Source organism: Corynebacterium sp. H78, from assembly GCF_037572275.1.
In the GTDB taxonomy this organism is placed as follows: domain Bacteria; phylum Actinomycetota; class Actinomycetes; order Mycobacteriales; family Mycobacteriaceae; genus Corynebacterium.
In genome coordinates this window covers 49,151-74,982 of record NZ_JBBHKX010000001.1, presented here as the reverse complement: position 1 = coordinate 74,982, position 25,832 = coordinate 49,151, and the positions used below count along the sequence as shown (strand labels likewise).

The window sequence follows — 25,832 nt, the reverse complement described above, 5'->3', positions numbered from 1 at the left end:
CCCGCATTCACAAAAATTGACTACACTCGTGCCCGGACACGAAAAAACCGGAGGTCACATACCCTTTCGAGTTTGTGACCTCCGGCCGTCGCAGTTCGAGAACCGCTCTTTGTGGGCGAAGGGGGACTTGAACCCCCACGTCCCGAAGGACACTGGCACCTGAAGCCAGCGCGTCTGCCATTCCGCCACTCGCCCGTGGCAACGAAAGAACTATATCACCGCGGGTATATCCAACACCAAACGCGCAGTTCACAGCAACTTTCAAGGATCTTTACGACGCCGTCGCAAAGCCGGCAAGCCAACCCCAACGGCTGACCCGACGTGGGAAAAGTAGCAGGAAAGCGTCATAGAAAGCTGGGAATGGACTGCGTCGCCTCTATACTGAAAACGCATAACAAGAGCTTGAGGGATGCATATAGATAGGTAAGCGTAGTTAGATCAGCGCGTGCAGGGTGCTCTACAACCGCTCGAATGGCTGATACATAGATGTCTATTTACAGTGTCACTCGTAGCGATTAGCATTCGTACGTTGCGCTGCGCTTGCCTTATTCTTTACGGAACTCTTGGCAACCCGACGCTCTCGACATATCTTTACAACTCGATACTTTTGTCACGTTACGACCTGAGCCACAGTGGCTCTCATAACCCGCCGTAGTTTAGCGGGAGAAGGCGATAATTCATTCGATGGATTTTCTTGGACGCATCCGCAAGCTTGACAGCTCGCTCCAGCGTGGTCTGGACAATAGCTTTGCGCGTGTTTTTGGCGGCAAGGTCGTCCCGAATGAGCTCGAAGAGTGCTTGAAGCAGGAAATCGAAGACTTCCTGATGCAAGATGCCCAGGGTCGTTTCCTCGCACCCAACGAATTCCGCATCGGCATCAGCCCCAAGGACTTCGCTAACCTCACCGCAACCGAGCCACAACTGCCAGAGCACCTTGCCAACCGCATGTCCCGTTACTGTCGCAACAACGGCTGGGTTCTTGCAGGTCCAGTTGCCGTGGTGTTGCAAAAGCTCGATTCTTTGCACACCGGCCAGCTCAAGACAGCCAGTCAATTCCTCGAAGAGTCCGGCACGCAGTCCGCATACCTCGGCGAGGATGGGCAGGTTCTCACCGATCTTCCCGACGAATCGTCGCAAGCCAACCAGTCCCCTGATGCTAATAACCCTTCGGAGTCAGCAGACGCCGGCGCTGGCGTGGCTGGAGCCGGCGTTGCTGGCGCAGGTGCCAATGCGGGCGTCGCTGCCGGAGCCGCTGGTGCGGGCGCGGCTGCCGGAGTCGCAGGTGCTGCCGCAAGCGCACCAACCTCATCGGCATTCCGCCCACACGACGACGCCAACCATGTCAACGTCAATCACGTCGATGCAGGCGACTACAACAACCCAGCGAACTACAAGTCCAATAACCCGGCTGCCCAAAGCCAGGGTTGGGGTTCGTCGCCTGGGCAGGACTCCGTCGCAAAGCCAACGACCGGCGCACCCGATGCACAGGCTGTGCCCGACGCACAAGCAGCACCTGCAGCACCCGGGGTTAGCGCTGACGATAATGCCGCCGACGCTGACTTTGCGCAGCAGAGCGAGAATGCGCACGTCGAGACGTTTTCTACCGCCTCGCGCCCGGTACAAGTTCCCCCAGGACCCCAGGAGCCGGAACAGAACACCCCAACTGTCACGTTGTACTTGCAGGACGGATCCAACCGAAAGTTTGAGGTTCGACCTGGTTCAAACATCATTGGCCGTGGCACCGCGTCGGATTTCAGGTTGCCGGATACGGGTGTTTCGCGTCAGCACGCAGAGATTACGTGGGACGGACGCGACGCCATTCTGGTTGACCTTCATTCAACTAATGGCACGATTGTTAATGATGGGCCAATTGATAACTGGCTCTTGGCAGATGGCGACATAGTCTCTATGGGTCACTCTGTCATGGAGGTCCGAATCCGTTAGTGCTGGAATAATCGCACCACGGATGGTGCCACAATAAGGAGGTTCACAACGTGGAGGCGATCGTCTTCCTGCTGTCACGCATTGGCGTGCTGGTCGTTCTGTGGTTTTTCATTTGGATGACCATGCGGGCACTTCGCGCTGACGCAAACGCCGCGTCAGGTCTGCGGCCAGTTCGTGCTGCCCTGCCAAATCAAACGCGGGGAAATCCGTTCCACCGGCCACAAGTACCTCGCCAGCTGTTGGTAACTGCTGGCCCACTTGCTGGTTCGCGTATGAATTTGGACAATCAGCGGGACATCACCATCGGCCGTGCCGATGACTCTGCGTTCGTTCTTAATGACGACTACGCGTCGTCCCACCACGCTCGTCTCCTTCACCGAGATAACGAGTGGTACCTCGAAGACCTGGACTCCCGCAATGGCACGTTCTTGAATGGCCAGCGCGTCGATCAGCCGGAGAAGCTACAACCAGGCATGGAAATCCGTATCGGTCGAACAACGTTGAGGTTGCAGCCGTGAGTTTTGCACTGAATTACACCACTCTGTCCGACCGCGGTTTGGTCCGACAGAATAACGAAGATTCTGCGTACGCTGGCCCACGTCTGCTCGCTCTTGCGGACGGCATGGGCGGCCATGCTGCTGGCGAAATTGCTTCCCAGCTCATGATCGCGGCGGTATCCAAGCTCGATGCCGACGAGCCCGGCGCGGATCTCCTCGATGCCCTCGCACTCGCCTGTGCCGAGGGCAATGCTTCTATTGCCGAGGAGATCGAAGCCAACCCTGTGACGCAGGGCATGGGCACGACACTTACTGCTCTGCTTTTCGACGGCAATCGCCTAGGTCTCTGCCACGTCGGCGATTCACGTGGTTACTTGCTGCGGGATGGCGAGTTGATTCGCATCACTCGCGACGACACGTATGTGCAGTCGTTGGTGGATGAAGGTCAGATCACCGCTGAGGAAGCATCGATGCATCCGCAGCGGTCGCTCATCTTGAAGGCCTTGACTGGCCGCCCGGTAGAACCGTCGTTGCAGTATCGCGAAGTCCGTAAGGGCGATCGCTATCTTCTGTGCTCTGATGGCCTGTCGGATCCCGTTTCACATGAAACAATCGCCGAAGCCCTCGCAGAGGGCACCCCAGCCGAGGCTGCAGCACGTCTCGTCGACTTGGCACTGCGTTCTGGTGGCCCGGACAACGTGACCATCGTCATCGCTGATGTCGTCGATAGCTCCGAGCAGACTTCGACCGAGCCTTCGCTCGCCGGAGCTCTCACCAGTTTGGAAGAGGAACTTCCTCGCCCGAACACGGCCGCTGGTCGTGCCGCGGCCTTCCGCCCCCGCGCTTCACAGTCCATTGCAGTCACCGCTGAGCCGGTGAAGAACCCCGGCAAGTCACGCGGCCGTTGGCTTGTCGCCGCAGTTGTGTTGCTTCTGCTTGCTGGTATTGCTGGTCTCGGCGCGTGGGGCTGGCAAAAGAAAGAGTCGATGTATCACTTGGCGGTTGCCGATGGCACGGTTCAGGTCATGCACGGCGTTCCTGGTTCTTTGTTGGGCATTTCGCTCAACAGTCACCATCAATACATCTGCCTGTCAGATACGAACGAGATCAAGTTGCCGGACCCGAACACTCCTCGGGAGAAGACGAACTGCCATCTCATGCGTGCCGACGACCTCTCCCCTGCAGCTCGCTCGCAGATCGAGGGGTTGCCAGCCGATTCTTACGACGGCGTGCGCAATCAAATTGGTCGGCTAGCCGAGCAGGCGTTGCCTATCTGTCTTCAGGTGAAGCCGAAGACGGCTGCAGGTGTCGATGACCCAGCGAATGCCGAGAAGGACGGTACCGCAGAGGCTTCTACCGAAAAGGAAGCACAGCAGGATGCGGCCGAAGGGAACCTTGCCACTGGCTCGGTTCCAGGCGAGAACTGTCGGGAGGTGACTGACAAGTGAGTAAGGACAACACTGACGTCAAGCGTCCGGGGCGTGCCCGGGAGTTCTGGCTGCTGATGCTCGCTGGCGGTCTGACTCTGCTGTCTCTCGTTTCTCTCGAGCTCGCTCAGGAGAACACAGTAACCATCGAGATGCTGTACATCCTCGGTGGTTTCATCCTTATCTTCGGTGTCGCCCATGTGGTGTTGCGCATTTTCGCGCCGTGGTCTGACCAAGTGCTCTTGCCCGTTTCGGCTGCGCTGAACGGCTTGGGCTTGGTCATGATCTATCGCCTCGACATTGCCAACGACACGGGTCTGGTTCGTAACCAGATCATGTGGACGGTATTGGGTGTCGCCATGTTTACCGGTGTCATGATCATGTTGCGTGATCACCGCTCCTTATCCAGATACTCCTATCTCCTGGGCTTGTTGGGCTTGTTCCTGTTGGCGTTGCCACTCGTGTGGCCATCGCCTATTAACGCGGACGCGCGAATTTGGATCTCTATCGGACCGTTCTCGGTTCAGCCTGGCGAGTTCGCCAAGGTCTTGCTGCTCATCTTCTTCGCGCAGCTGTTGGTGAATAAGCGCTCGCTATTTAACGTCGCTGGAAAGCGCTTCCTCGGCATCGATTTCCCGCGCATTCGTGACCTCGGCCCGATCCTCGTCGTCTGGGGAATCGCGCTTGTCATCATGGCGCTGCAGAACGACTTCGGCCCGGCACTGCTGCTGTTCGGCACCGTACTGGGCATGCTCTACATTGCGACGGCTCGTGGTTCATGGTTGCTCATCGGTCTGGTGCTGGTCGCTGTCGGTGGCGTTGGTGTGTACCAGGTGTCTGCCAAGATTCAGGACCGCGTCGCGCACTTTGTGGACCCGCTCGCAAGCTTCGACGGCAATGGTTACCAGCTGTCGCAGGCCCTGTTCGGCATGAGCTGGGGCGGTGTTACTGGCACTGGTTTGGGTCAGGGCTACCCGCAGAATGTGCCAGTCGCGCACGCTGACTTCATCCTCGCATCGTTCGGTGAAGAGCTTGGTTTCGCGGGTCTTGTCGCCATCATTTTGTTGTTCGCGGTCATCGTTGCTCGCGGCATGAACAGCGCAATGCAGGTGCGCGATTCTTTCGGCAAGCTCCTCGCTTCCGGCCTCGCATTGACCATTGCCATTCAGGTTTTCGTTGTTGCAGCGGGTATCTCGAAGCTGATGCCACTGACCGGTCTGACAACTCCATTCATGTCCGCCGGTGGTTCATCCTTGCTGGCGAACTACATCCTGATCGCCATCTTGCTTCGAATTTCTGATTCGGCACGGCGCCCGTGGGGTGCAACGACCGGAACGGCAGCTCCGGCAGCGATTGCGTCCCCTGCGCATCCGATGACTAACCCAGCAGGAAACGCCATCCAGCAGCCACAGCAAAACCAGCCACACATGCACCAGAACCCGGAGGTGAATCGATAGTGAACAAGTCCATCCGACAAGTTCTGATCTTCACCTTCGTACTGTTGTTCCTCCTCTTTGCAAACCTCACGTGGCTGCAGGGATTCCAGCAGGACAAGTACGCGCATAATCCGCTAAATAGCCGCCAGTTCCTGGAAGACAAGCAGCGTCCGCGCGGTCAGATCACTGCAGGTGGCGAAGTCATCGCACGCTCTGAGCGGGACGAAGACAAGTACTACAACCGCTTTTACGATTCCAGTCCGGAAACCTACGGCCCAGTCGTTGGCTACCTGTCAGACACGTATGGTTCGTCGGGTTTGGAGCAGTCGCAAAACGACATCCTCAACGGTACCGACGCTTCCCTGTTTGCCACCCGCGCCTGGGATGCGGTGACCGGCAAAGAAAACGTGGGCGCAAACATCGATCTAACTCTGATCCCAGAGGCTCAGCGCACCGCTTATGATTCGCTGTCGAGTCGTGGTTACGTTGGTTCGGCAGTTGCTATTCGCCCGTCGACTGGCGAGATCCTCGCTATGGCATCCACGCCATCGTTCAACCCAAATGACATCGCAGCAAACGACGCCGACGCGTGGAGCTCCTTGAACGCTAACGAGGATGCTCCCCTGCTGAACCATGCAACACAGCGACCACTCCCACCGGGATCAACCTTCAAGGTGCTCACCAGTATCGCCGCCATCGAAAACGGCGCTAACTTGAACACCTCAGTCACCGGTGCTGCGTCGATTACTCTGCCTGGAACCGCAACCACGTTGGAGAACTACGGTGGCTCTTCTTGTGGTGGCACCACCACACTTCGCGACGCTTTCGCCAAGTCATGCAACACATCTTTCGTGCAACTTGCCATCGATAATGGTGCTGATTCGTTGCGTGACGTCGCAGAGCGATTTGGTATCGGCGAGACGTACAAGAACCTCGGTATCAACCAGGATGCGTCTGTACTCGGTGAAATTCCAGATGATGCTGCCCTAGGTATGACGGCAATTGGTCAGCGTGACGTTCAGTTCACGCCCCTGGATAATGCGGTGATTGCTGCGACGATTGCTAATGGTGGCAAGCGCATGGAACCTCACTTGGTGAAGTCCGTGCAGGGTCGCGACATGTCGGAGCTGTCGGCAACCAAGCCAAAGGAAGTCAACGAAGCTATCCATCCTGATACGGCGGGAATGCTGACTGAGTTGATGCGTGCGTCGGAAAGCTACTCCGGTGGCAATGGCGGACACATCGCATCCAAGACCGGTACTGCTGAACACGGCGAAGTTCGTGGCGAGTACGCACCGCACGTCTGGTACATCGCGTTTGCACCTGACTCCGACGTTGCTGTTGCAGTTGTCGTCGAGAGCGGTGGCGGACAGGGCCAGAGTGCAACCGGTTCGTCTGTTGCAGGTCCCGTCGGTCGCGAGCTTATCGCGGCCGTTGAAGGCGCGGGTCGATAATCATGGATATCGCGCAGCTACAACACATCGTTGGCACCGATAGGTATCGCATCGAGAAGCTCCTTGGCCGCGGTGGCATGTCCACCGTCTGGCTGGCAACGGACTTGGCTGCCGGCCGCCAGGTAGCAATCAAGCTTCTTAATCAAGAGCTCGGCGACAACCCAGAGTTCCGCCAGCGTTTCCGAAATGAAGCGTCGGCGGCGCGCAGCGTCGATAGCCCAAATGTGGTCAGTATCGACACTTACCAAGAGGGCGCCGCTGAAGGTCATGGCGCGTGTTACATCGTCATGGAGTTCATTCGTGGCGAGTCTCTCTCCGAGGTTTTGCGTCGCCGCACGACCCTCCCCGAGCACCTGGCGCTTGACGTTGTGGAACAGACCGCCCACGGACTGTCCGCTATTCACGCCGCCAATCTGATCCACCGAGACATCAAGCCGGGCAACCTTTTGGTCACCCCGGAAGGCACGGTGAAGATCACCGACTTCGGCATCGCGAAGGCAGCCGAAGCTGTGCCGTTGACTCGCACGGGAATGGTCGTCGGCACCGCCCAGTATGTGTCGCCGGAGCAGGCGCAGGGTAAGCAGGTACAGCCGTCAACGGATATTTATTCGCTCGGTTGTGTTGCCTACGAAATGCTCGCTGGACGACGACCGTTCCAAGGTGACTCCACCGTGGCAGTCGCAGTGGCGCATATTAACGAACCGCCTCAGCCGCTTCCTCCAACGGTGCATCCGCACATTCGCGAGCTCGTCGGAATCATGTTGCGGAAGGATCCGCAGCGCCGGTACGCAGATGGTCGCGAATTAGCTCGTGCTGTTCGAGCGGTACGCAATGGTTCGCGTCCACCACAGCCAAAGGGTGTGCAACCGACTGTCTACAAACAGTCGAACGCGGCAAATCCTGCGACGAGTGAGCTCGGTGCAATGACGCGTCCGGGCATGCAAACTCGGGCTCCAGGCATCGGCCCAACGACGAACACGCGCGTGGCACACACTGCCGCTCGTCCGATGGCGCCACGCCCAGCGACCCGATCTGCACAGCGTCCGGCTCCCCGGCCATCAGCTCGACCAACGCCTCGACCTGTACACAAAAAGAAAAATGGTCTGGGCTGTGCAGTCCTATTCATCCTGTTAGCACTATTGGCCGCTGCGGTCGCGATTGTCATTTCGATGTTGCAAGGCAACGAAATTCCAGGCCTGGACAATTCCACGTCCTCGACGGAACAAACCACGGAAGATCAGAATCCTGGTTACTCGTGGAATGACAACTCAGGCACTGACGGTGGCTGGGGAACCGGCGGCGACACGGGAGCTGGCACTGACACCGACACCGGCTCTGGCGATACGGGTTGGGGTGGCAATCAGGATTCGGGCACCGACTCCGGCAACACTGAGACTGAAGTGCCTGCACCCGATAATTCCACTGGTGACGGAACGGACTCCACTGGGAACAGCGGCAATAGCGACAGTGGCAATGGGAATAGTGGAAATGATCTCCCGTCCCTCGACGATTTGCTACCGGACGCGGTTCCAGATCCCGCAGCATTGGGCAATGGGGTCTCCACGATCGGCGGTGCATTTTAGAAATGCGCTATCGACCAGCAATAATTGACGAATCACACGTTATTAGGATCGAAAGGGAAATGGCTCATGTCTCGCGATGACGAACTACTCTCCGGCCGCTACCGGCTCGGCGAGCTTATCGGCGTCGGTGGCATGTCCGATGTCTACACCGCTGACGATGTTCTACTCGGCCGCAGGGTCGCAGTTAAGAAGATGCGCGCCGACTTGGCGAGGGATGAAAACTTCCTCGAACGCTTTCGTCGCGAGGCAAAGAACGCGGCTCGGCTCAACCACTCGGCCATCGTTGCCATTTACGACACCGGCGAGACCGACGGTCCGCTGGGCACGGTTCCCTTTATCGTGATGGAGCTCGTGCAGGGTGAGACGCTTCGCGACATCGTTCGTCGTGAAGGTCCAATGGACACGAAGCGCGCCGCTGCAGTCATGGCGGATGTGTGCGATGCCCTGAATTTCTCGCATCAGACTGGCATTATTCACCGCGATGTGAAGCCGGCGAACATCATGATTACGAACACTGGTGTCGTGAAAGTGATGGATTTCGGCATCGCCCGCGCGCTCGGTGATTCGACCACCATGACGCAAACGGCTGCAGTCATCGGTACCGCTCAGTACCTGTCGCCAGAGCAGGCACGCGGCAAACCAGCCGATGCTCGTTCTGACATTTACTCCGTGGGTTGCGTACTTTTCGAAGCCATCACTGGCGAGCCTCCGTTTACTGGTGAAACTCCACTTTCGGTCGCTTACCAGCATGTTCAGGATGAACCTCCGCTACCGTCGGACTTCATCCAAGGCCTTTCCGATCGCGATGCCACCGCCATCGATGCCGTTCTTCTCACGGCTATGGCGAAGGATCCAGACGAGCGGTACGACACCGCCGGCGATCTTGCCGACGATCTCCGTCGGGTAGCAAACGGCGAGGTTCCGTTGGCAGCTCGTCCGCACTTGGATGGTTTTGCGGGCAGCAACTCTCCAACCACGACTTTCGAACCTCAGCATGGCAATGCTGGTCGCGCTGGTGCTCTCGGTGCTGGCGCAGCAGGTCTTGCAGCAGGTGCAGGCATGGCAGGCGCCAGCTCAAACCCAGCTGCTGATGCCGATTTTGCCGGTGGCAGTGGGAATGGCAACGGTAGCAACGGTGACGACCTCACCGCCGTCGCACCAGCTGACTACAACGGCTACGACAGCGGCGATAATGCTGGCGACGATGCTGGTGGCGACATTGCACCTGTCGACGATTCGTCGCCAAGCACCAAGAAGAAGGCCACCGCTGGCGCTCTTGCGGCATGGTCGGCTGTTGCACTGTTGCTTGTCGGCACGGTGGGGTATGTGTCGTATCGCATGTTCACGGATTCGTCGCAAAGCCAGTCGCTGGCAATCCCGCAAGTGAAGGGAATGTCGGCAGCAGAAGCAACAAAGGTACTGGAAGATGCAGGTTTTGTTGTTGACCGAGAAGACACTCCAGATCCTGAAATTCCGCGCAACTTCGTGATCGGTACTGATCCTGCGTTTGGTTCGAATGTGCAGAAGGGTTCGTCGGTGACGTTGCATGTGTCATCGGGACCGGAGATCACCGATGTGCCAGATGTGCGTGACAAGAAGGCTGAGGAAGCTCGCAAACTGTTGGAAGAAGCCGGATTGAAAGTTGATCCGGTACTGCGGGAGCAGCCTCACGAGGAAATCCCACGTGGTCACGTGATCGAGCAGTCCCCTGCTGCTGGTTCGCAGGTATCCAAGGGCACTCGTGTGACGTTGACTGTGTCGTCGGGCATCGAGATGCACAAGGTGCCTAATCTCGCGGGTCAGAAGCTTGATTCTGCGCGCGCGACCTTGGAGTCGATGAAGTTCGTCGTCCAGGTCACCGAGGTTGATTCCACGGAGCCGGAAGGTCGTGTGCTTGCTGTTCCGCAGGCCGGTCAGGAATTAACCGTTGGCACGACGGTTGAATTGCAGGTGTCGAAGGGCAACCAAATCAAGATGCCTGATGTCAATGGCAAGACCCGCTCCGAAGCTGAGTCGATTCTCCGCGCGGCTGGTTTCACGGGAAACATTAACGAACAGGAAACTGACACCCAGGATTCTGGCCAGGTCGGCAAGGTTCAGTCGTCGAGCCCATCAGCCAATGGTGCTCTGACGAAGGACGGTGAAGTCACGCTGGTGATTTACAAGCAGGCGCCAACTCCGACGCCAAGCCCTTCACCATCGCCGTCGCCGGACCAACCAGACATCCCACTGCCACCACTACCGAACCCAGTGCCACCGCCGGGCGGAAACATCATTGATGACCTCCTGGGCGGAGGAAACTAAATGAGGGAAACACAGCAGAGATAATTTCTCCGCTCTCCCCGCTGCAGCCGGTTGCTAGCTACGCTTGCGCGACAACGTCGTCGAAAGCTCGCTGGTATCCGGCTTGCTGCTTTTCTAGCTCCTGCAGCAATTCCTCGGAGTACTCTCCTCCGGCTTCTGTCAGCCAGTTCGCCAGCATGCGGTGACCAAACTGCGTCAATACTGACTCTGGGTGATATTGCACGCCGTGAATTGGCGCATCGCGATGGCGCATGGCCATGAGCATTCCCGACGCAGTCCATGCCGTTGGGATGAGCTCGTCGGGAAGCGTGGCTGGATCCACCATCAACGAGTGGTATCGAGTCGCCACAAACGGGCTCGGCACCGCACGCAACACACCCGTGCCATCGTGTGTGACCTGCGACGTTTTACCATGAAGGAGTTCGTCGGCACGCACAACATCAGCACCAAAAACCTCACCGATAGCCTGATGCCCAAGGCACACACCCAACGTCGGGATACCCGCATCCGTGCACGCCCTCACCATAGCCGGCGTCTGCCCCGCGTTCGCAGGTGCACCCGGACCCGGCGACAGCAATACTGCATCGAATTGCTTGACGATGTCGCCAGGATTCTGTAGCGACTCATCATCATTACGCCACACAGTCACAGTCTCCCCTAGCTGGCCGATGTATTGAACCAGGTTGAAGACGAAGCTGTCGTAATTATCGACTACGAGGATGCGCATGAGACAGAATCATACTGCTAGATTGGTTCCTGATACGTGACTGGGTAGCAGGTAATGGACATCTGATTGGATGGCTAGATACGGGTGCTGCTCTACATTTACTGACGAAAGACGGAAGAGGCGCAATGCCAAAGGCAAAGGTAAACCACTCGGGTGACTCACAGGCAAGTTCAACCGGTGTCAGCCGCACGCCTGTCAAGATCAACAGCACCCAGACTCCACTCTGGTACAAGATCTTGATGTTTACCTGCATTCTTGCAGGTCTGCTGTGGTTGGTTGTGTACTACATCGCTGGCCCGCAGATTCCATTCATGATTGAGCTAAATGTATGGAATTACTTGATCGGCTTCGGTTTGTTCATCATCGGATTGTTGATGACGATGGGTTGGAAGTAGATCTTCACGGCGTAACGCCCCCTTCCCCAGGGTTAGAACGGAGCAATCTGTTCTTCCTGGGGATTTTTGTATATCCGGGTAGTTTCACAGCTGGCGGAGCGCGAAATTGTAGTTCCGATACGGCGAATTCCTTGATTTAGCGGATGTAGCGCGGTTTACGGCACAGAAACGGATGCCCCCTATGCACCCCTGAATCTCACATTTAGCGCGTAGATTTCCGACCAAAGAAGCATTAACAGTATCTGTTGGTTATCCACAAAATGCTGGATAACAAGCTTGTAATTTGTGGATAACTGGGGATAACTCACTGCTAGTAAATTGCAAGAATTGAGGCCGCAAGTTGTGGAATTGTGGGATTTGAGCCACTGGGAGCGCGCTCCACACTATTAACAGCCTGTGGATAACTCTGTGCACAAAATTGAGAATTTACTCACAATGGTGGATAACACTGTGTATACACGCGATTTGTCACGCATTCGCACAGATTTTCGTAAATTACAACTTTGAGATTATCCACATCTGTGGACTCTACTGTGGACAACGGTGGATAAGGCAATCTGTGGATAGTTTTGACTCTGCCAGCTCGAATCACGCCGTCGAATCATGCGCAACAGTGGAGGAAGTTATCCACAGGGTTGTGTATATGTGGAATTACTAGATCCCCCCGTTTGCCCCTAAAGTACACATTGAGACTCGAATGAGGGTTCAAGCCCTGACCGCAGTCCCCTGTCCACGTACGACCCCGTACCCAGGTACGAAAAAACCGCACACACCCGAAGGTGCATGCGGTCAAAAAGTTGAGCGCTAGAGATGATCTAGCAGCGCCACTTCACGAACTACCAGGTATTTACTTCTCGATATCGATCGAGGTAATCACAACTGGCTCCAGTGGGCGATCCCAGTGGTCGGTAGCGACGCGAGCGATTTCGTCGACAACCTTCTTGGATGCCTCGTCGGTGACCTCACCGAAAATGGTGTGGTTGCCGTTCAGGTGTGGGGTTGGAACGACGGTGATGAAGAACTGCGAGCCGTTGGTGCCACGGCCACCGCGCTTGCCTGCATTAGCCATAGCAAGCAAGTATGGGCGGTCGAACTGCAGTTCAGGGTGAATCTCGTCGTCGAACATGTAGCCAGGTCCGCCGGTGCCGGTGCCCAATGGGTCGCCACCCTGGATCATGAAGCCAGCGATGATGCGGTGGAAGATCGCCTCATCGTAGAACGGGCCGGAGTCATTACCAGCAGCGTTCTGGCTGGAGTACTCCTTGGTTCCCTCAGCGAGGCCAACGAAGTTGTCCACGGTGTTTGGCGCATGGTTGCCAAACAGCTCGATGACAATGTCGCCGTGGTTGGTGTGCATGGTTGCGGTTGCAGTCTTAATAGTCACGTCGCCAACGATACCTACCTTTACTTTCGACTGTGAGTACTTCCTCGGGATTTTGCGTCGTAAAGCTCGCCGAAAAGGGCGTTCACAGTCATGGATCTAAGTCGTGGTTGGGTGAACTGTGCATTACAAGTGTGTCAAGAGTGCTGCGGATGCCTCACTTAGACGAACATTGTTCCCGGAAACCGCATATTGTTGTAGGTAACTGTCTGTCGTTTACTGCGACAGAAAGCGAAACACGTCAGGAGAGTTTAATGAACACCAAGACGCTGTCTCTCGCTCTTGCAGGGGCGAAGCAGGCTTACTCGATGTACGACGAGTACCGAGCAAAGAAGCAGGTCGAGTTGTACGACACCATTCAGGAAGCCAAGAAGCTTGCCGCCGAGCGCAATGCCGAAGCTAAGAAGCGGGCAACTGCGTTCGCGGAGGATGCTCGTGAGGTAGCTGCCGAAAAGCGCGATGCTGTTGCACAGAAGCGCCAGGCTCTACTTGACGACGGCCTGAAGAAGAGCAAGGAGGCCAAGAAGAAGGCTTCGAAGCAGTCGTGCAAGGCGAAGAAGCAGGCTCGCAAGGATGCGAAGCAGCTGCGCAAGGATGCCGCCAAGACCCGCAAGGACTTGGAGGTAAAGGCACAGAAGGCTGTGGATCGCGTTTCCGGCAAGGAAGCAGAGCGTGAGAAGTCTGGTCGCCTCGCTACCGCTACCCTGGTTTTCGTATTCGTCTCTGCTCTGATTGCAGCGCTGGTATGGAAGCTCCGCAAGGATGAGAAGCTCCCAGTGGATCCAACCCCAGTGAAGCAGAAGGCAACTGAGGTGAAGTCCGCAGTCTCGAAGAAGGCAGCTGACGTTAAGGAAACCGCTGCTGCCAAGGCAGCCGACGCGAAGGCTGCTCGCGCCGAGAAGAAGGCTGCGAATGCAGACAAGGTCGCTGAGGCGCAGGTAACTGACGAGGACGTCAACGTTTCCGAGTCCGAGGCTGCTGAGGCTGCAGAGCCAACCGTTATCGCTGATGCGGACGCTCCAGTCGCACCAGAGACCCCAGAAACGGACGCTCCAGGCACCGATGCCGGCGACAAGGTTCTGAACGATAAGGCTGACGACGCTGTAGTTAACGAGGTGTCCAGCCAGGCTGAGGTTTCGCCCTCAGTCGTGCAGCCGCCAAAGCCAGGTTCTGCGGCAGCTGCAAAGAAGCCAAAGGCTCCAAAGCCAGTTCAGGTCAAGAAGCCAAAGCCAGGCTCCAACAAGTAGGGCAAACTAGCTAGCCGGTTGAGTTAGCTACGAAGCGTTACTCCGCGCCAGTGTTCTGGTCGCTCGGATTCCGATTGGTATCCGAGGATCAGAGCCTGGCGCTTTTTCATTGTTTCGTAGCCCTCAAGCGCGATCTACCGCCCAAACACTTCACTACCGGCCACCTATGACCGTGCCAGCAACAATATCCGCCGAAAAAGCGTGAAATGTTGTCCACGCGGTCATAAGTGGCCAGAGGATGAAATCTCAAGGCATCGGCCCCTAACCGCCTCCGCCACCGACTCATGCAAAAAACCCAGGAACCCGCTTTCGCGAATCCCTGGGGAAGTTGTGGAGCTTAGGGGAATCGAACCCCTGACCCCCACCTTGCAAAGGTGGTGCTCTACCAATTGAGCTAAAGCCCCTTACCGAACAAAAAGATTGTATCAGACTGTTCTGTCTGAACAAAATCAGTTCGGGGTGGGCCTAGGAGGACTTGAACCTCCGACCCCTTCGTTATCAGCGAAGTGCTCTAACCGCCTGAGCTATAGGCCCTGAACCGGGATATAACTTAACCCGAACGGCTTACTGAACACAAATCGCCTGGTCAAAGGCCATATTTACAGCATCATTGAAGCACGCTTTACGACGCTCTTTTCCCCGCATCCTCGCCTACGGACCAAAAATTCCTCTAAATAGTTCGTAAACACAGCGAAAACCCTCCCCAACTCCTCCCCCATTGATGGAGGAAGTGCTGAGGAGGGTGCCGTCGTGAAGCTGGGTACGAAGCTCAGTACCAACTAGTCCGTATCGCGGACGGCAATCTTGATGCCGCCGACGAAATCGGAACATGCGTTGTAGACAATCGCGCCGAGGGTAGCCAGGGCCGTAACCAAAACCATCCAGAGAGCACCGATTGCTGCGCCGAGGCCGAAGACCAGACCAGCTGAGACGCCGCCGTCGCCACCGACAAGCTCGGCGAAGCGGTTCCAAAAGCCCATGCCTTCGAGGACGACGTAAATGAGGCCTACGGCAATCATCCACGCCAGGAAACCTACGACACCGACCGCTGCCGAGATTCGCATGACGGCCCAGGGGCTGATTTGGCGAATCGTCAGGTGCGTGTCAGTCGCATCAGACATGTGGATTACTCCTTGCCTTCGTTGTCAGCGTTGTCAGCATCATCTGCATCGTCGCTTGGGTTCACGGCCGGGGAATCCACGTTGGTATCCGCGGAGACTCCGCCAGCGCGTGCAGCTACCACGTCCAGAGTGCCAGCTTCAGAAACCTTAGATGCGGTTTCTTCGCCTTCCTCTTCAACGTTGCGGTCGATAGCGAGGACTTCGTTACCTGGTGCAAGCTTGACCAGTGCCACGCCCTTCGTTGCACGCGAAGTAGCGCGGATCTCGTTGACTCGGGTGCGGATGATGTCGCCTGCGGTGGTGACAGCGAAGACTTCCGCGTCGTTGTCTACAACCAGTGCGCCCATCAGCGGACCTCGCTTCGGGTCGTACTTCAGGGTGAGTACGCCCATGCCGCCACGCTTCTGTGGCGTGTATTCGCTGAGCTTGGTCTTCTTACCGAAGCCACCTGTGGTGACAACGAGCAAGTTGTGATCCTCTTCAACGACAACCATGGACAGCAGCTTGTCGTCACCCTTGAAGCGCATGCCCTGGACACCAGCGGTGGCGCGGCCCATTGGGCGCAGTGCGTCATCGTCAGCGCTGAAGCGGATCGCCTGACCGCGCTCGGAGACGAGCAGTAGGTCGTTGTCCGCATCGCACAGACGGGCACCGATGAGACGGTCTCCATCCTTCAGGTTGATGGCAATAAGGCCAGCAGAGCGTGCAGATTCGTAGTCCTCCAGGCGAGACTTCTTCACCTTGCCGGACTGCGTTGCCAAGACGAGGTATGGGCTGTCCTGGTAGGTCTGAATCTGCAGGACCTCGGCGATACGCTCGCCTGGCTGGAACTCCAGCAGGTTAGCAACGTGCTGACCACGTGCCGCACGCGTTGCCTCTGGCAATTCGTATGCCTTGAGACGGTAAACGCGACCAAGGTTGGTGAAGAACAGAATCCAGTCGTGCGTCGAGCAGACGAAGAAGTGACGGATGATGTCATCCTGCTTCAGATCCGCACCACGAACGCCCTTCCCGCCACGTCGCTGAGCCTTGTACGCATCAACCTTGGTGCGCTTGGCGTAACCAGTCGACGTAATCGTGACAACTACGTTCTCACGCGCGATCAGGTCCTCTTCCGTCACGTCACCATCTGCGGCGATGATCTGGGTTCGGCGTTCGTCACCGAACTTTCCGACGACCTCCGCCAGTTCATCCTTGACGATCTGACGCTGACGCTCTGGGCTTGCCAGAATGTCTTTCAGGTCTGCGATGATTTCTTCGATCTCGGCGAGTTCGTCGACGATCTTCTGGCGTTCCAGAGCTGCGAGACGACGCAGCTGCATAGCCAAGATGGCGTCTGCCTGAATCTCGTCGATATCCAGGAGATCCATCAATCCGGTGCGCGCAGTGTCGACCGTCGCCGAGCGGCGAATCAGGGCAATGACCTCGTCCAACATGTCCAGGGCCTTAACCAGGCCGCGGAGAATGTGAGCGCGCTTTTCCTTCTCATCGAGACGGAACTGAGTACGTCGAATGATGACTTCGATCTGATGATCGACGTACAGGCGCACCATCTGGTCGATACGTAGCGTGCGTGGCACGCCATCGACGATGGAGAGCATGTTCGCACCGAAGCTGGTCTGCAGCTGCGAGTGCTTGTACAGATTGTTCAGTACCACGCGTGGCACTGCATCGCGCTTGAGCTTAACGACAATGCGCATGCCCCACTTCAAGTCAGTTTCGTCTTCAATCGACGCAATGCCTGCGAGACGACCGTCGCGAACCTGATCCGCAATATTTGCGATCATGCGGTCTGGGTTGACCTGGTATGGCAGCTCAGTGATGACAATCGACTGGCGATTGCCTTCCTGCTCAATCTCGGTGACACCACGCATGCGGATCGAACCGCGACCCGTGGTGTACGCCTCCTTGATGCCCTTGTCGCCAACGATCAGTGCCGCCGTTGGGAAGTCAGGTCCCTTGATGCGTTCCATGACAGCTTCCAAAGCCGTCTTGTCATCTGCCTCTGGGTTATCCAGGCACCAGTTAATAGCCGCGGCAACCTCATTCAGGTTGTGCGGAGGAATGTTGGTTGCCATACCGACGGCAATACCGCCGGAACCATTCATGAGCAGCTGTGGAATGCGCGATGGCATCACCACAGGCTCGGTCGTACGACCGTCGTAGTTTGGCTGGAAGTCGACGGTATTCTCGCGAATATCGCGAACCATCTCCATTGCCAACGGTGTCAGACGGGCCTCGGTGTATCGCATCGCTGCAGGGCCGTCGTCGCCACGCGAACCGAAGTTGCCCTGGCCATCTACCAGCGGGTAGCGCATGGACCATGGCTGAGCCATGCGAACCATGGTGTCGTAAATGGCGGCGTCACCATGTGGGTGGTAGTTACCCATGGTGTCCGAAACCGGCTTCGCGGACTTTACGTATCCGCGTTCTGGCCGATAACCATTGTCGAACATTGCATACAGAATGCGGCGATGCACCGGCTTCAGGCCGTCGCGCACTTCTGGTAGCGCACGACCCACGATCACACTCATGGCGTAATCGATATAGCTGGACTGCATCTCCTCATTGATGTCGATTGGCCGGATCTCTCCGTGATGCCCACCGCCACCAAGAGTGCCGTCGTTATTGTTGTCGCTCACTCATATTCCTTTATTAGGGATCAGACCTTTTCATTCTACGTGCTCCTGATGCCCGCTTTACGACGAGCACGCCTCAAATCTGATACCAAGGTGATACCAACAGCGCATGTTTCTGGCGTATTCTCGGCGCTATGGCCATGACGTTGCGACTAACCCAAGAACAAGACACCGCACTGACTCTCCTTGCTCAAGCGCAAGGCGTGTCAAAACAGGAAGCTGCTGCGCGGGCGATCGTCGAGAAGGCAGCACGAACAGTGCGCACTGCTGAACTGCAAGAGCTGGCGCGAGCTGAAGTTGCCGAGTTTCGAGCGTTGAGCGCCCGTGTTCGCCGTGGTCAGTAGGAGGCATCCATGAACGCTGATGACGTACTTGTCATCGCAGATGTCATCTGTGATGAGTTTGGGGCGACCATCAGATCAATGCCCGCATTGGTGGCCGTGGCGGCTGTCACTTCGGCGCAAATTGGCGGGGTTGAACTGTATAGGTCGCGGGGGCAGCGTAATCGTGCCATTGTCGATACGATCACGCGTTTGGAGCCGTTGACCAGCTCGAATGAGGAGTTCGCTGCGGTACTTAGTCGTGTCGCTTCGGCGTTGGAACGCTAGGGTTGTGCTTTCCCTGGGCGATATCGTCGATGAACTGCTCGAAACGATCGGCAACGGTTTCTGGCTCTCGCGCCCAGCGGTTATGACCTAGTCGGCGTTCGATGAACTCAAATGCGGCGGCCTTTGGCAGACGTGATGCCAAGTCCATTGCTGAGTCTGGTGGGCAGTCGCGGTCGCCACCGCAAGTCACCATGAGCATGGGGGTTCTGACCTTCAGCATCTCGCGCTCGTAGTTTTGGTCAGCTCGGTACGGACGAATTCGACCGGTTCGCGCAAAACCTGCCCATTCACGAACATGATTGGCAGCCTGACGGCCATATCGTGCTAGATCAAGCCGCCCAGCAGGCCAATAGCCGAAAATGAACGACACGTACTGCATCACTGGAGCGCCCCAAATCAAACGCTTCTTCTCTCGACCAGAGAAGCGAATGTAATGCGGGGTGCCCGATCCAATGGTCATAACTCCGTCCACATCAGCTTCTGGCCTGGACACATAGAGCGATGCAATCTGGCCACCCATGGAATGGCACATGAAATAGAGTGGCAATTTCTTGCCGTCCGTCTCGAATTCACGACGAGCCACTCGAACTGCAGCAACGTAGTCGATGCTAGCAAGGTCGTGGTAGCCCCAATTGCTTCGTCGAGAAGCGATCGCCGTCTGACTTCCCTGACCACGCAACTCAGACACCAGGACAGAGAAACCTCGTTCTTGGAGCTCCTTTGCCATTGGACGGTAGTAGCGAGAACCCATGCCGAAACCAGGCCAGATAACGACGATCCCGCGAGGCTGTCCCTCCGGCCACCGCAGCGCCATAGGAGTAACCGAACCATCAGCGAGCTGCTGACGGACGATGTATGGCTTCTCTGCAGGCTCACCGTTAAACATCATGCCCGGGCGCCGAGATTCACTATCTGGTCGAGTCATAGCGGATAGAATAACGGTTTTGTTGTAGAAATGAGACATTTGACAACTTGGCTGGGTCAGCCGTGGGTAGCGGAACCCGTCTTTTCACATTGGCCACAAGAGAGTAATGTTGTCTTCGGTGTGACTATGTTGTGTTCGGTGGTTATTGAGGCCGTCGGCGACGATACATGGTGGCAATTGCCAAAGTGCATACGAATATTGCACGAGTATTGCGGGAAGAGTAAATGATCAGCCAGTCCTATAGTGGGGCTTGGCTGATTTTTCATTTGTGCCTATGATTGGGGTTTACCAATAATCAATGCATGTTGAACTGGTCTTATCGAAGTTCGAATGAGCGAGTATCCAACACATTCAATCGGCTCGGTAGCTCCTATGCAGCCCGATCCTTTTTCGCAAAAGCCCAGGTCGCATGTTTTTCTCATGGGCTGCAGTGGAGCTACCGAACCGATTGGAAATCGCAGGTCTCGTATTCTGGCCAAACCGCAGCGTTTCAACGGTCCCGAACATAGAAAAAATAGAAACAAAAAGCAGCAACGCCCACAGTGGCGTTGCTGCTCAAAGGTACTACTTGCTCTAAGGCCTAGTTCACACTAGACATCCAAGAATCGAACGTCCTTGGCGTTGCGGGTAATAAACGACCGTCGTGAAGCGACATCGTCACCCATGAGGATGGTGAACAGTTCATCCGCACGCTGGGCATCTTCCAAAGAAACCTGGCGAAGCACTCGGTTTGTTGGATCCATTGTGGTTTCCCACAGCTCAGCGGCGTTCATTTCACCGAGACCCTTGTAACGCTGAATACCATCGTCCTGGTTAATCTTGCGATTTGCCTTCAAGCCGATTTCGAGCTGCTCATCGCGCTCGACATCCGAGTACGCATAACCAGGCTCGCCCTTACCCCACTTCAACTTGTAGAGAGGTGGCTGCGCCAAGTAGACGTGACCTTCTTCAATGAGCGGACGCATCAATCGGAACAGCAGGGTGAGCAGCAGCGTCGCAATGTGCTGGCCGTCGACGTCAGCATCGGCCATCAGCACAATCTTGTGATACCGCAGCTTCGAAATATCGAACTCATCGTGAATGCCGGTACCCAGCGCGGTGATGATCGCCTGGACCTCGGCGTTCTTCAGGGTCTTATCCAGACGGGCCTTTTCAACATTCAGAATCTTGCCTCGCAGAGGAAGAATTGCCTGGAACATCGAGTTACGGCCCGACTTCGCGGAACCACCTGCGGAGTCGCCCTCCACGATGAACAGTTCAGACTGTGACGGATCCTTCGAGCGGCAATCTGCCAACTTGCCCGGCAATCCACCCAGGTCCGTCGCAGACTTACGACGAACCAGGTCACGGGCCTTTCGCGCCGCCTGCCGAGCATGAGCCGACGAAATCGCCTTATTAATGATCGTCTTCGCTTCGGCTGGATTTGCCTCCAGCCAGTGACCGATGTGCTCGTTGGTCATGCGCTGTACGTAGGAACGAATCTCGGTATTGCCCAGTTTCGTCTTCGTCTGACCCTCGAACTGAGGATCTGCCACACGGACCGAAATAACAGCTGCGAGGCCTTCGCGGCAATCCTCACCAGTGAGGTTGCTTTCCTTTTCCTTCAGCAGCTTGTGCTCGCGGGCATAGCGGTTCATCAACGACGTCAACGCAGAACGGAAACCCTCTTCGTGCGTACCGCCTTCGACCGTATTAATAGTGTTGGCGAAAGTGTGTACGGACTCCGAGTAACCGGAGTTCCACTGCATCGCAATTTCTACCTCGTGCTCTTCTGCCGCAGCATCGAAGCTCACGATGGTTGGATGAATTATCGTCTTCGACTTATTCAGCGCATCGACGTAGTCGATCAAACCGTTCGGGTAGTGGTACACCTTGCGCTTCTCGCGCTTCTTGGTTTCCTTTTCTTCCTTCTCGGATTCCGCTTCAGTCGCATCCTTTGCGATTGCAGCCGACTCAAGCTCAGCCTGTTCAGCAAGCTCTTCCTTCTCAATCTCCTCTTCCGACACTCGCTTATCGACGAGCGTGATGGTGAGGCCCTTGTTCAGGAAGGCCATCTCCCGGAGGCGTCGAGCGATGGTATCGAAGTTGAAATCAGTGGTTTCAAAAATTTCTGGATCTGGCCAGAACCGAATGACCGTTCCGGAACCACGAGCTTTCTTACCCTGGACCAATGCTTCTGGTTGAGCATTGTTGAACTTCTGAATCCACTGGTAGCCATCGCGAGTAATATGTGCCTCAACGCGCGTTGAAAGTGCGTTGACGACGGAGATACCCACACCATGCAAACCGCCCGAGACTGCATAAGAATCAGAGTCGAACTTGCCACCAGCGTGCAGCTGCGTCATAACTACCTGCACAGTCGGTGCGCCGGATGGGTGCATCTCAACTGGAATGCCACGACCATCGTCAATAACTTCAACGCCACCGTCTTCCAACAAGGTGACTTCAACGTTGGTAGCGTGGCCCGCCATAGCTTCATCGACTGAGTTGTCGACTACTTCCCACACCAGGTGATGCAGACCGCGTTCACCGGTAGAGCCGATGTACATGCCCGGCCGCTTACGGACAGCCTCTAACCCCTCGAGAATGGTGATCGATGACGCATCATATTGCTTCTCGCTAGCAGTCACGTGGAGCAGGTCTCCTTCTATGTTCAACAATAAAACTCGGGAGTGCACTGAAAGTTCGCGTCCTGAGCCAAAATAATAACCTTAGACCATCATACCCTGTAGTCCCCCACTTGACCGCCAACACAACCGGCTTAAATCGCCGTTGAGGCGATTCTATCGTCCGTGTTGTGGGATTAATTCAGAGAATATCGTTGCGATTTTATGTCTTCCGGGATCAGCCATACGTGTCGCGCGGACCGCGACCTTTGACGTGAAACCGACCCTTTCGCCAGCTAGGCGCCTGTGGACCGTATATCTTTAGCTCATCAACGATGCCATCCCCAACGGCCTCTGCAATGTTTTTGAGCACTGTGGCCTGCGCTAATCTTAGTTGTGTCGCCCACGCACTCGAGGAGCACTGCACGATCACCGTTGAATCCTTGAACTCACGCACTTCCGTGTGCTCTGCGACAACACTGCCCACAATCTCAGGCCACTTCGTCATGATCACGCCATGCGCAATATTTCGATGCCAGCCACGCTCCGTCGATTGCTTAGCTAAGACCGAACCGATGCTAACTGGCGACCGGTCCTTCTTCCGCCAGATTTTGATACCCGGCGAGTACAGAAATTGATCTGGAACACGCGTTCCTGCAATGTCCCTGACCACAGGTTTGCCATCCTCAGCAACATCACTCTCGCCAAGCGTGTTCGGCCGTGTCGACGCTGCCTCCAAACTCCACCCCGAATTCCTTCGCGGTGGCCTTTGCAATGACGGTGGCTTATACCCAGCACTTTCTGCCTGAGACCGCATTCTTGCAAAAGTCAGCGCCACCAGATCGTGGCTCGCTGACTCGGTTGCTGCATCCTTGCCGCTTGCCTTAGCTGTCGTATCGTCAGTCACTGTCAGCCCCCGCCAACACGGACACGCGACCCTCGTGGGTGTCCTTTACCGTCACAGAGTAGGTGCTGACCTGCACATTATTGTCCTTTGCCACTGCAAACAGCGCTTTCGGCAATTCCTCGCCCACCGCTGAGGTAATCAACACCTGTTCAGCGTGCACCGCAATATCGATCAATGCTTCACGACGCTGTCGATCAAGCTCCGCGAACACATCATCGAGCACGAGAATCGGGTCTGGTCCGTCCTCCTTCAACAGGAAGTACGACGCAAGTCGCAGTGATAGTGCAAAAGACCATGTCTCACCGTGACTGGCGAACCCCTTTGCCGGATCCTGGCCCAGAATAAGTCCCAGGTCATCGCGATGCGGCCCCACTAGTGACACACCACGCTCGATTTCGCGCTGGCGCATTCGACCCAGCCGAGCAAGCAGCAAAGCCTCGACCATCTCGACATCCACCGGGATGTCCTCGCCACCCAGGTCTTCCGTCAGCTTCGACACGTAAGAGATTTTCGCCAAACGTGACGACGGCGCCAACGTCTTATACGCATCCTCCACCAATGGGCCAAGTTCCCGGACAAGCTCGGCGCGAGCCGAAGTTAATACAGCTCCTACCTGGGCGATCTGTGCATCCCACGTATCCAAGGTGGCCAGCGCGGCTTCACCTTCCGCCGAAGAATAGCCCCGACGCAACGATGCACCAGCAGTTTTCAGCAGGGCGTTTCGCTGGCGGAGGATTCTGTCATATTCGATGCGGATACCGGCTAGTCGCGGTCGTCGTAAAGCGAGAAGATCGTCGAGATAGCGACGTCGACCACCAGGATCGCCCTTCACCAACTCCAAATCCTCGGGGGCAAAGAACACTGAACGCACTGTGCCCAAAAGTTCGCGTGTGCTGCGCAATCGCGTGCGATTCAGCTGAGCTTGGTTGGCACGGTGCGGATTGATGAGCAGATGAGCAGTGAGTTCTCGACCATCGTTCACAGCCGTGGCAGAAATACGGGCTGATTCGGCACCAGAGCGAATAAGAGGCGCATCCTGTGACACCCGGTGCGATGACAACGTGGACAGATAGCCGACGGCCTCCACAATATTGGTCTTTCCATAGCCATTTTTGCCGGTGAATACCGTGATTCCGGGCGTCAGCTCGAGTTCGAACTCGGGCCACGACCGAAAATCACGAAGAGACAAATAACGAAGGTACATGGAAGCCTTTGCGGCCTGACCAGCGGCGCGCTAGCGCACTAGTTGGACAAGCGAAGTGGCATGAGAAGGTACGTGTAGTACGTCTCAGGAGTTGGGTACATACCGGATTCATCAGGGGTTGGCAGTTCCTCTGGTTCCGGAATCATAATTGCAGGTCGCGATGGCTGAGTGAAGCCCATGACCACGCGATCGCTATCGACAGCCGTCAGGCCATCAGACAAGTACGCCGGGTTGAAAGCAACAGTCAAAGGTTCGCCGTAGAAATCGCAAGGAATGGTTTCTTCAGCACGACCAGCTTCATCACCGTGTGCAGACAGCACCAACGACCCCTCGGAGAAGCTCATCTGAATACGAGCATTTCGATCCGTAACGAGCGACACACGGCGAATAGCTTCCCGCAGTGGCTCGATCTGGATTGCAGCCAGCGACGAATGGTGCGTTGGCAATAGTGGACCGAACTTTGGGAAGTCAGTATCGAGCAGACGAGTCGTCGTGCGACGTTCCTCGCCCAAAATGCCCAGCATGCCACCTTCACCAATAGCCTTACCATCGGATCCGTCGCCAAATGCCAAGGTCACAGGCTCGCTGCTGGAAGTTTCCAACGAACGCGCGGCTTCGGTCAAAGTCTTTGCAGGAATGATCAGAGCTGCGTTGCCCTCGGGAATCTGGTTCCACTCAAAAGTACGAACTGCAAGGCGGAAGCGGTCGGTCGCGGCCATCGTGACATGGTTGCCCTCAGTTTCCATCCGCACACCAGTAAGCATCGGCAGTGTTTCATCCCTGCCTGCTGCCACCACAACCTGATGAATGGCATCAGAAAATAGCTTCTGGTCAATGGTGCCTGTTGCCGCAGGAATCTCTGGTAAAGCTGGGTAATCCTCGAGAGTCATGCTTGGCAGTTCGAAGTTGGACTGGCCACAAGTGACAAAAACCTTGGTGCCATCGAAGTTCATCTCGATTGGCATATTCGGTAGCTTCGACACGATATCTGCAACAAGTTTGCCATTCACCGCGAATCGACCTGGCTGTTCAACCTCAGCGGAGATTCGAATCTGTGTGGAAACTTCGTAGTCGTATCCAACGATTTCCAGTCCCTCAAACGTGGCTTCGAAAACCATGGCACGAAGAATCGGCTGTGTAGGTCGAGCTGGCAAATTACGAGCAACCCATCCCACTGCTTCCGCGAGATCATGCTTTGCAGCGCGGAAACGTACGTTCTCGTAACTCATCGTGGTCTCGATCCTCCGACAAAATCTTGTGCTTCATTCACGTTCTTTGAACTACAACCTTATCCCAGAGTCGTAAGCCAGCGAACTCCAGGCAAGTTACAAATTCTAATCCTTGACGGTTGGGTGTCCGGCGTTCCTCTTTGAAATTTTGTCATTCACAGAAAAGTTGAGCTCCCTTTTCTTTTCACGTTTCTGAGA

At 56.1% G+C, this 25,832-nt stretch carries 20 protein-coding genes and 3 tRNA genes; 11 read left to right on the top strand and 12 right to left on the bottom strand.

The annotated features are described in order from the left end of the window. Positions 1–112: 112 nt before the first annotated feature. Positions 113–195: transfer RNA gene (locus WG934_RS00330), tRNA-Leu, on the bottom strand. 489 nt (positions 196–684) lie between these two features. Between WG934_RS00330 and WG934_RS00325 the strand changes: the two genes are divergently transcribed. From WG934_RS00325 to pknB, 7 genes are all read left to right on the top strand, one after another. Further along, entirely contained in the window at positions 685–1,944 is a 1,260-nt protein-coding gene (locus WG934_RS00325; protein ID WP_339988206.1) for a DUF3662 and FHA domain-containing protein, read from the top strand. A gap of 50 nt (positions 1,945–1,994) precedes the next feature. Further along, a complete protein-coding gene (locus WG934_RS00320; RefSeq protein WP_339988205.1) occupies positions 1,995–2,462 on the top strand; it encodes an FHA domain-containing protein FhaB/FipA in 468 nt (155 codons plus the stop codon). Beyond that, a complete protein-coding gene (locus tag WG934_RS00315; RefSeq protein WP_339988203.1) occupies positions 2,459–3,889 on the top strand; it encodes a PP2C family protein-serine/threonine phosphatase in 1,431 nt (476 codons plus the stop codon). Before WG934_RS00320 ends, WG934_RS00315 begins: the two co-directional genes overlap by 4 nt. Before the next feature lie 56 nt (positions 3,890–3,945). After that, positions 3,946–5,325 carry an FtsW/RodA/SpoVE family cell cycle protein gene (locus tag WG934_RS00310; protein WP_339976741.1) on the top strand — a complete coding sequence of 460 codons (1,380 nt, stop codon included), beginning with the start codon at positions 3,946–3,948 and terminating at the stop codon, positions 5,323–5,325. Then, positions 5,325–6,758: a penicillin-binding transpeptidase domain-containing protein gene (locus WG934_RS00305; protein ID WP_339976404.1), complete on the top strand. Its 1,434-nt coding sequence runs from the start codon at positions 5,325–5,327 to the stop codon at positions 6,756–6,758. The genes WG934_RS00310 and WG934_RS00305 overlap by 1 nt, the downstream gene beginning before the upstream one ends. A gap of 2 nt (positions 6,759–6,760) precedes the next feature. Next, positions 6,761–8,341: a serine/threonine-protein kinase gene (locus tag WG934_RS00300; RefSeq protein WP_339988201.1), complete on the top strand. Its 1,581-nt coding sequence runs from the start codon at positions 6,761–6,763 to the stop codon at positions 8,339–8,341. Between the two features lie 66 nt (positions 8,342–8,407). After that, the gene (pknB, locus tag WG934_RS00295; RefSeq protein WP_339976401.1) at positions 8,408–10,645 is read left to right on the top strand and encodes a Stk1 family PASTA domain-containing Ser/Thr kinase; all 2,238 of its coding nucleotides are present in this window, start codon (positions 8,408–8,410) and stop codon (positions 10,643–10,645) included. Between the two features lie 58 nt (positions 10,646–10,703). On the opposite strand, the gene WG934_RS00290 is transcribed toward pknB, so the two are convergent. Next, the gene (locus WG934_RS00290) at positions 10,704–11,372 is read right to left on the bottom strand and encodes an aminodeoxychorismate/anthranilate synthase component II (RefSeq protein ID WP_339988198.1); all 669 of its coding nucleotides are present in this window, start codon (positions 11,370–11,372) and stop codon (positions 10,704–10,706) included. 125 nt (positions 11,373–11,497) lie between these two features. Between WG934_RS00290 and crgA the strand changes: the two genes are divergently transcribed. Continuing rightward, on the top strand, positions 11,498–11,767 hold the full coding sequence (gene crgA / locus WG934_RS00285) for a cell division protein CrgA (RefSeq protein ID WP_339976397.1): 270 nt from the start codon (positions 11,498–11,500) through the stop codon (positions 11,765–11,767). Between the two features lie 847 nt (positions 11,768–12,614). On the opposite strand, the gene WG934_RS00280 is transcribed toward crgA, so the two are convergent. Continuing rightward, complete coding sequence (locus WG934_RS00280) at positions 12,615–13,124, bottom strand: peptidylprolyl isomerase (RefSeq protein WP_445228162.1); 510 nt, start codon at positions 13,122–13,124, stop codon at positions 12,615–12,617. 278 nt (positions 13,125–13,402) lie between these two features. Between WG934_RS00280 and WG934_RS00275 the strand changes: the two genes are divergently transcribed. Continuing rightward, positions 13,403–14,395: a hypothetical protein gene (locus tag WG934_RS00275; protein ID WP_339988196.1), complete on the top strand. Its 993-nt coding sequence runs from the start codon at positions 13,403–13,405 to the stop codon at positions 14,393–14,395. A 331-nt stretch (positions 14,396–14,726) separates the two neighbouring features. Here the strand turns inward: WG934_RS00275 and WG934_RS00270 are convergent. The 4 genes from WG934_RS00270 to gyrA all read right to left on the bottom strand — a co-directional run bounded on the left by WG934_RS00270 (position 14,727) and on the right by gyrA (position 18,077). Beyond that, positions 14,727–14,799 (bottom strand) — tRNA-Ala (locus WG934_RS00270). A gap of 56 nt (positions 14,800–14,855) precedes the next feature. Next, a tRNA-Ile gene (locus WG934_RS00265) sits at positions 14,856–14,929 on the bottom strand. A gap of 245 nt (positions 14,930–15,174) precedes the next feature. After that, positions 15,175–15,516, bottom strand: a complete 342-nt coding sequence (locus WG934_RS00260) for a DUF3566 domain-containing protein (RefSeq protein ID WP_339976393.1) — start codon at positions 15,514–15,516, stop codon at positions 15,175–15,177. 5 nt (positions 15,517–15,521) lie between these two features. Then, complete coding sequence (gene gyrA / locus WG934_RS00255) at positions 15,522–18,077, bottom strand: DNA gyrase subunit A (RefSeq protein WP_445228161.1); 2,556 nt, start codon at positions 18,075–18,077, stop codon at positions 15,522–15,524. A 212-nt stretch (positions 18,078–18,289) separates the two neighbouring features. On the opposite strand from gyrA, the gene WG934_RS00250 reads away from it, so the two are divergent. Together WG934_RS00250 and WG934_RS00245 are read left to right on the top strand one after the other, a co-directional pair. Further along, positions 18,290–18,499 carry a CopG family transcriptional regulator gene (locus tag WG934_RS00250; RefSeq protein WP_339976389.1) on the top strand — a complete coding sequence of 70 codons (210 nt, stop codon included), beginning with the start codon at positions 18,290–18,292 and terminating at the stop codon, positions 18,497–18,499. A gap of 9 nt (positions 18,500–18,508) precedes the next feature. Continuing rightward, positions 18,509–18,763: a TetR family transcriptional regulator gene (locus tag WG934_RS00245; protein WP_339988194.1), complete on the top strand. Its 255-nt coding sequence runs from the start codon at positions 18,509–18,511 to the stop codon at positions 18,761–18,763. On the opposite strand, the gene WG934_RS00240 is transcribed toward WG934_RS00245, so the two are convergent. From WG934_RS00240 to dnaN, 5 genes are all read right to left on the bottom strand, one after another. Further along, positions 18,732–19,688: an alpha/beta fold hydrolase gene (locus tag WG934_RS00240; RefSeq protein WP_339976385.1), complete on the bottom strand. Its 957-nt coding sequence runs from the start codon at positions 19,686–19,688 to the stop codon at positions 18,732–18,734. The genes WG934_RS00245 and WG934_RS00240 overlap by 32 nt on opposite strands. 590 nt (positions 19,689–20,278) lie before the next feature. Continuing rightward, on the bottom strand, positions 20,279–22,318 hold the full coding sequence (gene gyrB, locus WG934_RS00235; protein ID WP_339988192.1) for a DNA topoisomerase (ATP-hydrolyzing) subunit B: 2,040 nt from the start codon (positions 22,316–22,318) through the stop codon (positions 20,279–20,281). Positions 22,319–22,532: 214 nt separating this feature from the next. Beyond that, positions 22,533–23,201 carry a DUF721 domain-containing protein gene (locus tag WG934_RS00230; protein WP_339988190.1) on the bottom strand — a complete coding sequence of 223 codons (669 nt, stop codon included), beginning with the start codon at positions 23,199–23,201 and terminating at the stop codon, positions 22,533–22,535. Then, entirely contained in the window at positions 23,194–24,405 is a 1,212-nt protein-coding gene (gene recF / locus WG934_RS00225) for a DNA replication/repair protein RecF (RefSeq protein WP_339988189.1), read from the bottom strand. The genes WG934_RS00230 and recF overlap by 8 nt, the downstream gene beginning before the upstream one ends. Positions 24,406–24,443: 38 nt before the next feature. Beyond that, positions 24,444–25,634: a DNA polymerase III subunit beta gene (gene dnaN / locus WG934_RS00220; protein ID WP_339976378.1), complete on the bottom strand. Its 1,191-nt coding sequence runs from the start codon at positions 25,632–25,634 to the stop codon at positions 24,444–24,446. Between the last annotated feature and the right edge of the window lie 198 nt (positions 25,635–25,832).

Excerpts from the sequence above, each read along its gene's own strand:
- WG934_RS00275 (WP_339988196.1), top strand. The coding sequence starts at position 13,403 with ATGAACACCAAGACGCTGTCTCTCGCTCTTGCAGGGGCGAAGCAGGCT.
- WG934_RS00300 (WP_339988201.1), top strand. The coding sequence starts at position 6,761 with ATGGATATCGCGCAGCTACAACACATCGTTGGCACCGATAGGTATCGC.
- WG934_RS00250 (WP_339976389.1), top strand. The coding sequence starts at position 18,290 with ATGGCCATGACGTTGCGACTAACCCAAGAACAAGACACCGCACTGACT.
- WG934_RS00240 (WP_339976385.1), bottom strand. The coding sequence starts at position 19,688 with ATGACTCGACCAGATAGTGAATCTCGGCGCCCGGGCATGATGTTTAAC.
- crgA (WP_339976397.1), top strand. The coding sequence starts at position 11,498 with ATGCCAAAGGCAAAGGTAAACCACTCGGGTGACTCACAGGCAAGTTCA.
- dnaN (WP_339976378.1), bottom strand. The coding sequence starts at position 25,634 with ATGAGTTACGAGAACGTACGTTTCCGCGCTGCAAAGCATGATCTCGCG.
- recF (WP_339988189.1), bottom strand. The coding sequence starts at position 24,405 with ATGTACCTTCGTTATTTGTCTCTTCGTGATTTTCGGTCGTGGCCCGAG.
- WG934_RS00245 (WP_339988194.1), top strand. The coding sequence starts at position 18,509 with ATGAACGCTGATGACGTACTTGTCATCGCAGATGTCATCTGTGATGAG.
- WG934_RS00280 (WP_445228162.1), bottom strand. The coding sequence starts at position 13,124 with ATGCACACCAACCACGGCGACATTGTCATCGAGCTGTTTGGCAACCAT.
- WG934_RS00325 (WP_339988206.1), top strand. The coding sequence starts at position 685 with ATGGATTTTCTTGGACGCATCCGCAAGCTTGACAGCTCGCTCCAGCGT.
- WG934_RS00310 (WP_339976741.1), top strand. The coding sequence starts at position 3,946 with ATGCTCGCTGGCGGTCTGACTCTGCTGTCTCTCGTTTCTCTCGAGCTC.
- WG934_RS00290 (WP_339988198.1), bottom strand. The coding sequence starts at position 11,372 with ATGCGCATCCTCGTAGTCGATAATTACGACAGCTTCGTCTTCAACCTG.
- WG934_RS00260 (WP_339976393.1), bottom strand. The coding sequence starts at position 15,516 with ATGTCTGATGCGACTGACACGCACCTGACGATTCGCCAAATCAGCCCC.
- gyrA (WP_445228161.1), bottom strand. The coding sequence starts at position 18,077 with ATGCAGTCCAGCTATATCGATTACGCCATGAGTGTGATCGTGGGTCGT.
- pknB (WP_339976401.1), top strand. The coding sequence starts at position 8,408 with ATGTCTCGCGATGACGAACTACTCTCCGGCCGCTACCGGCTCGGCGAG.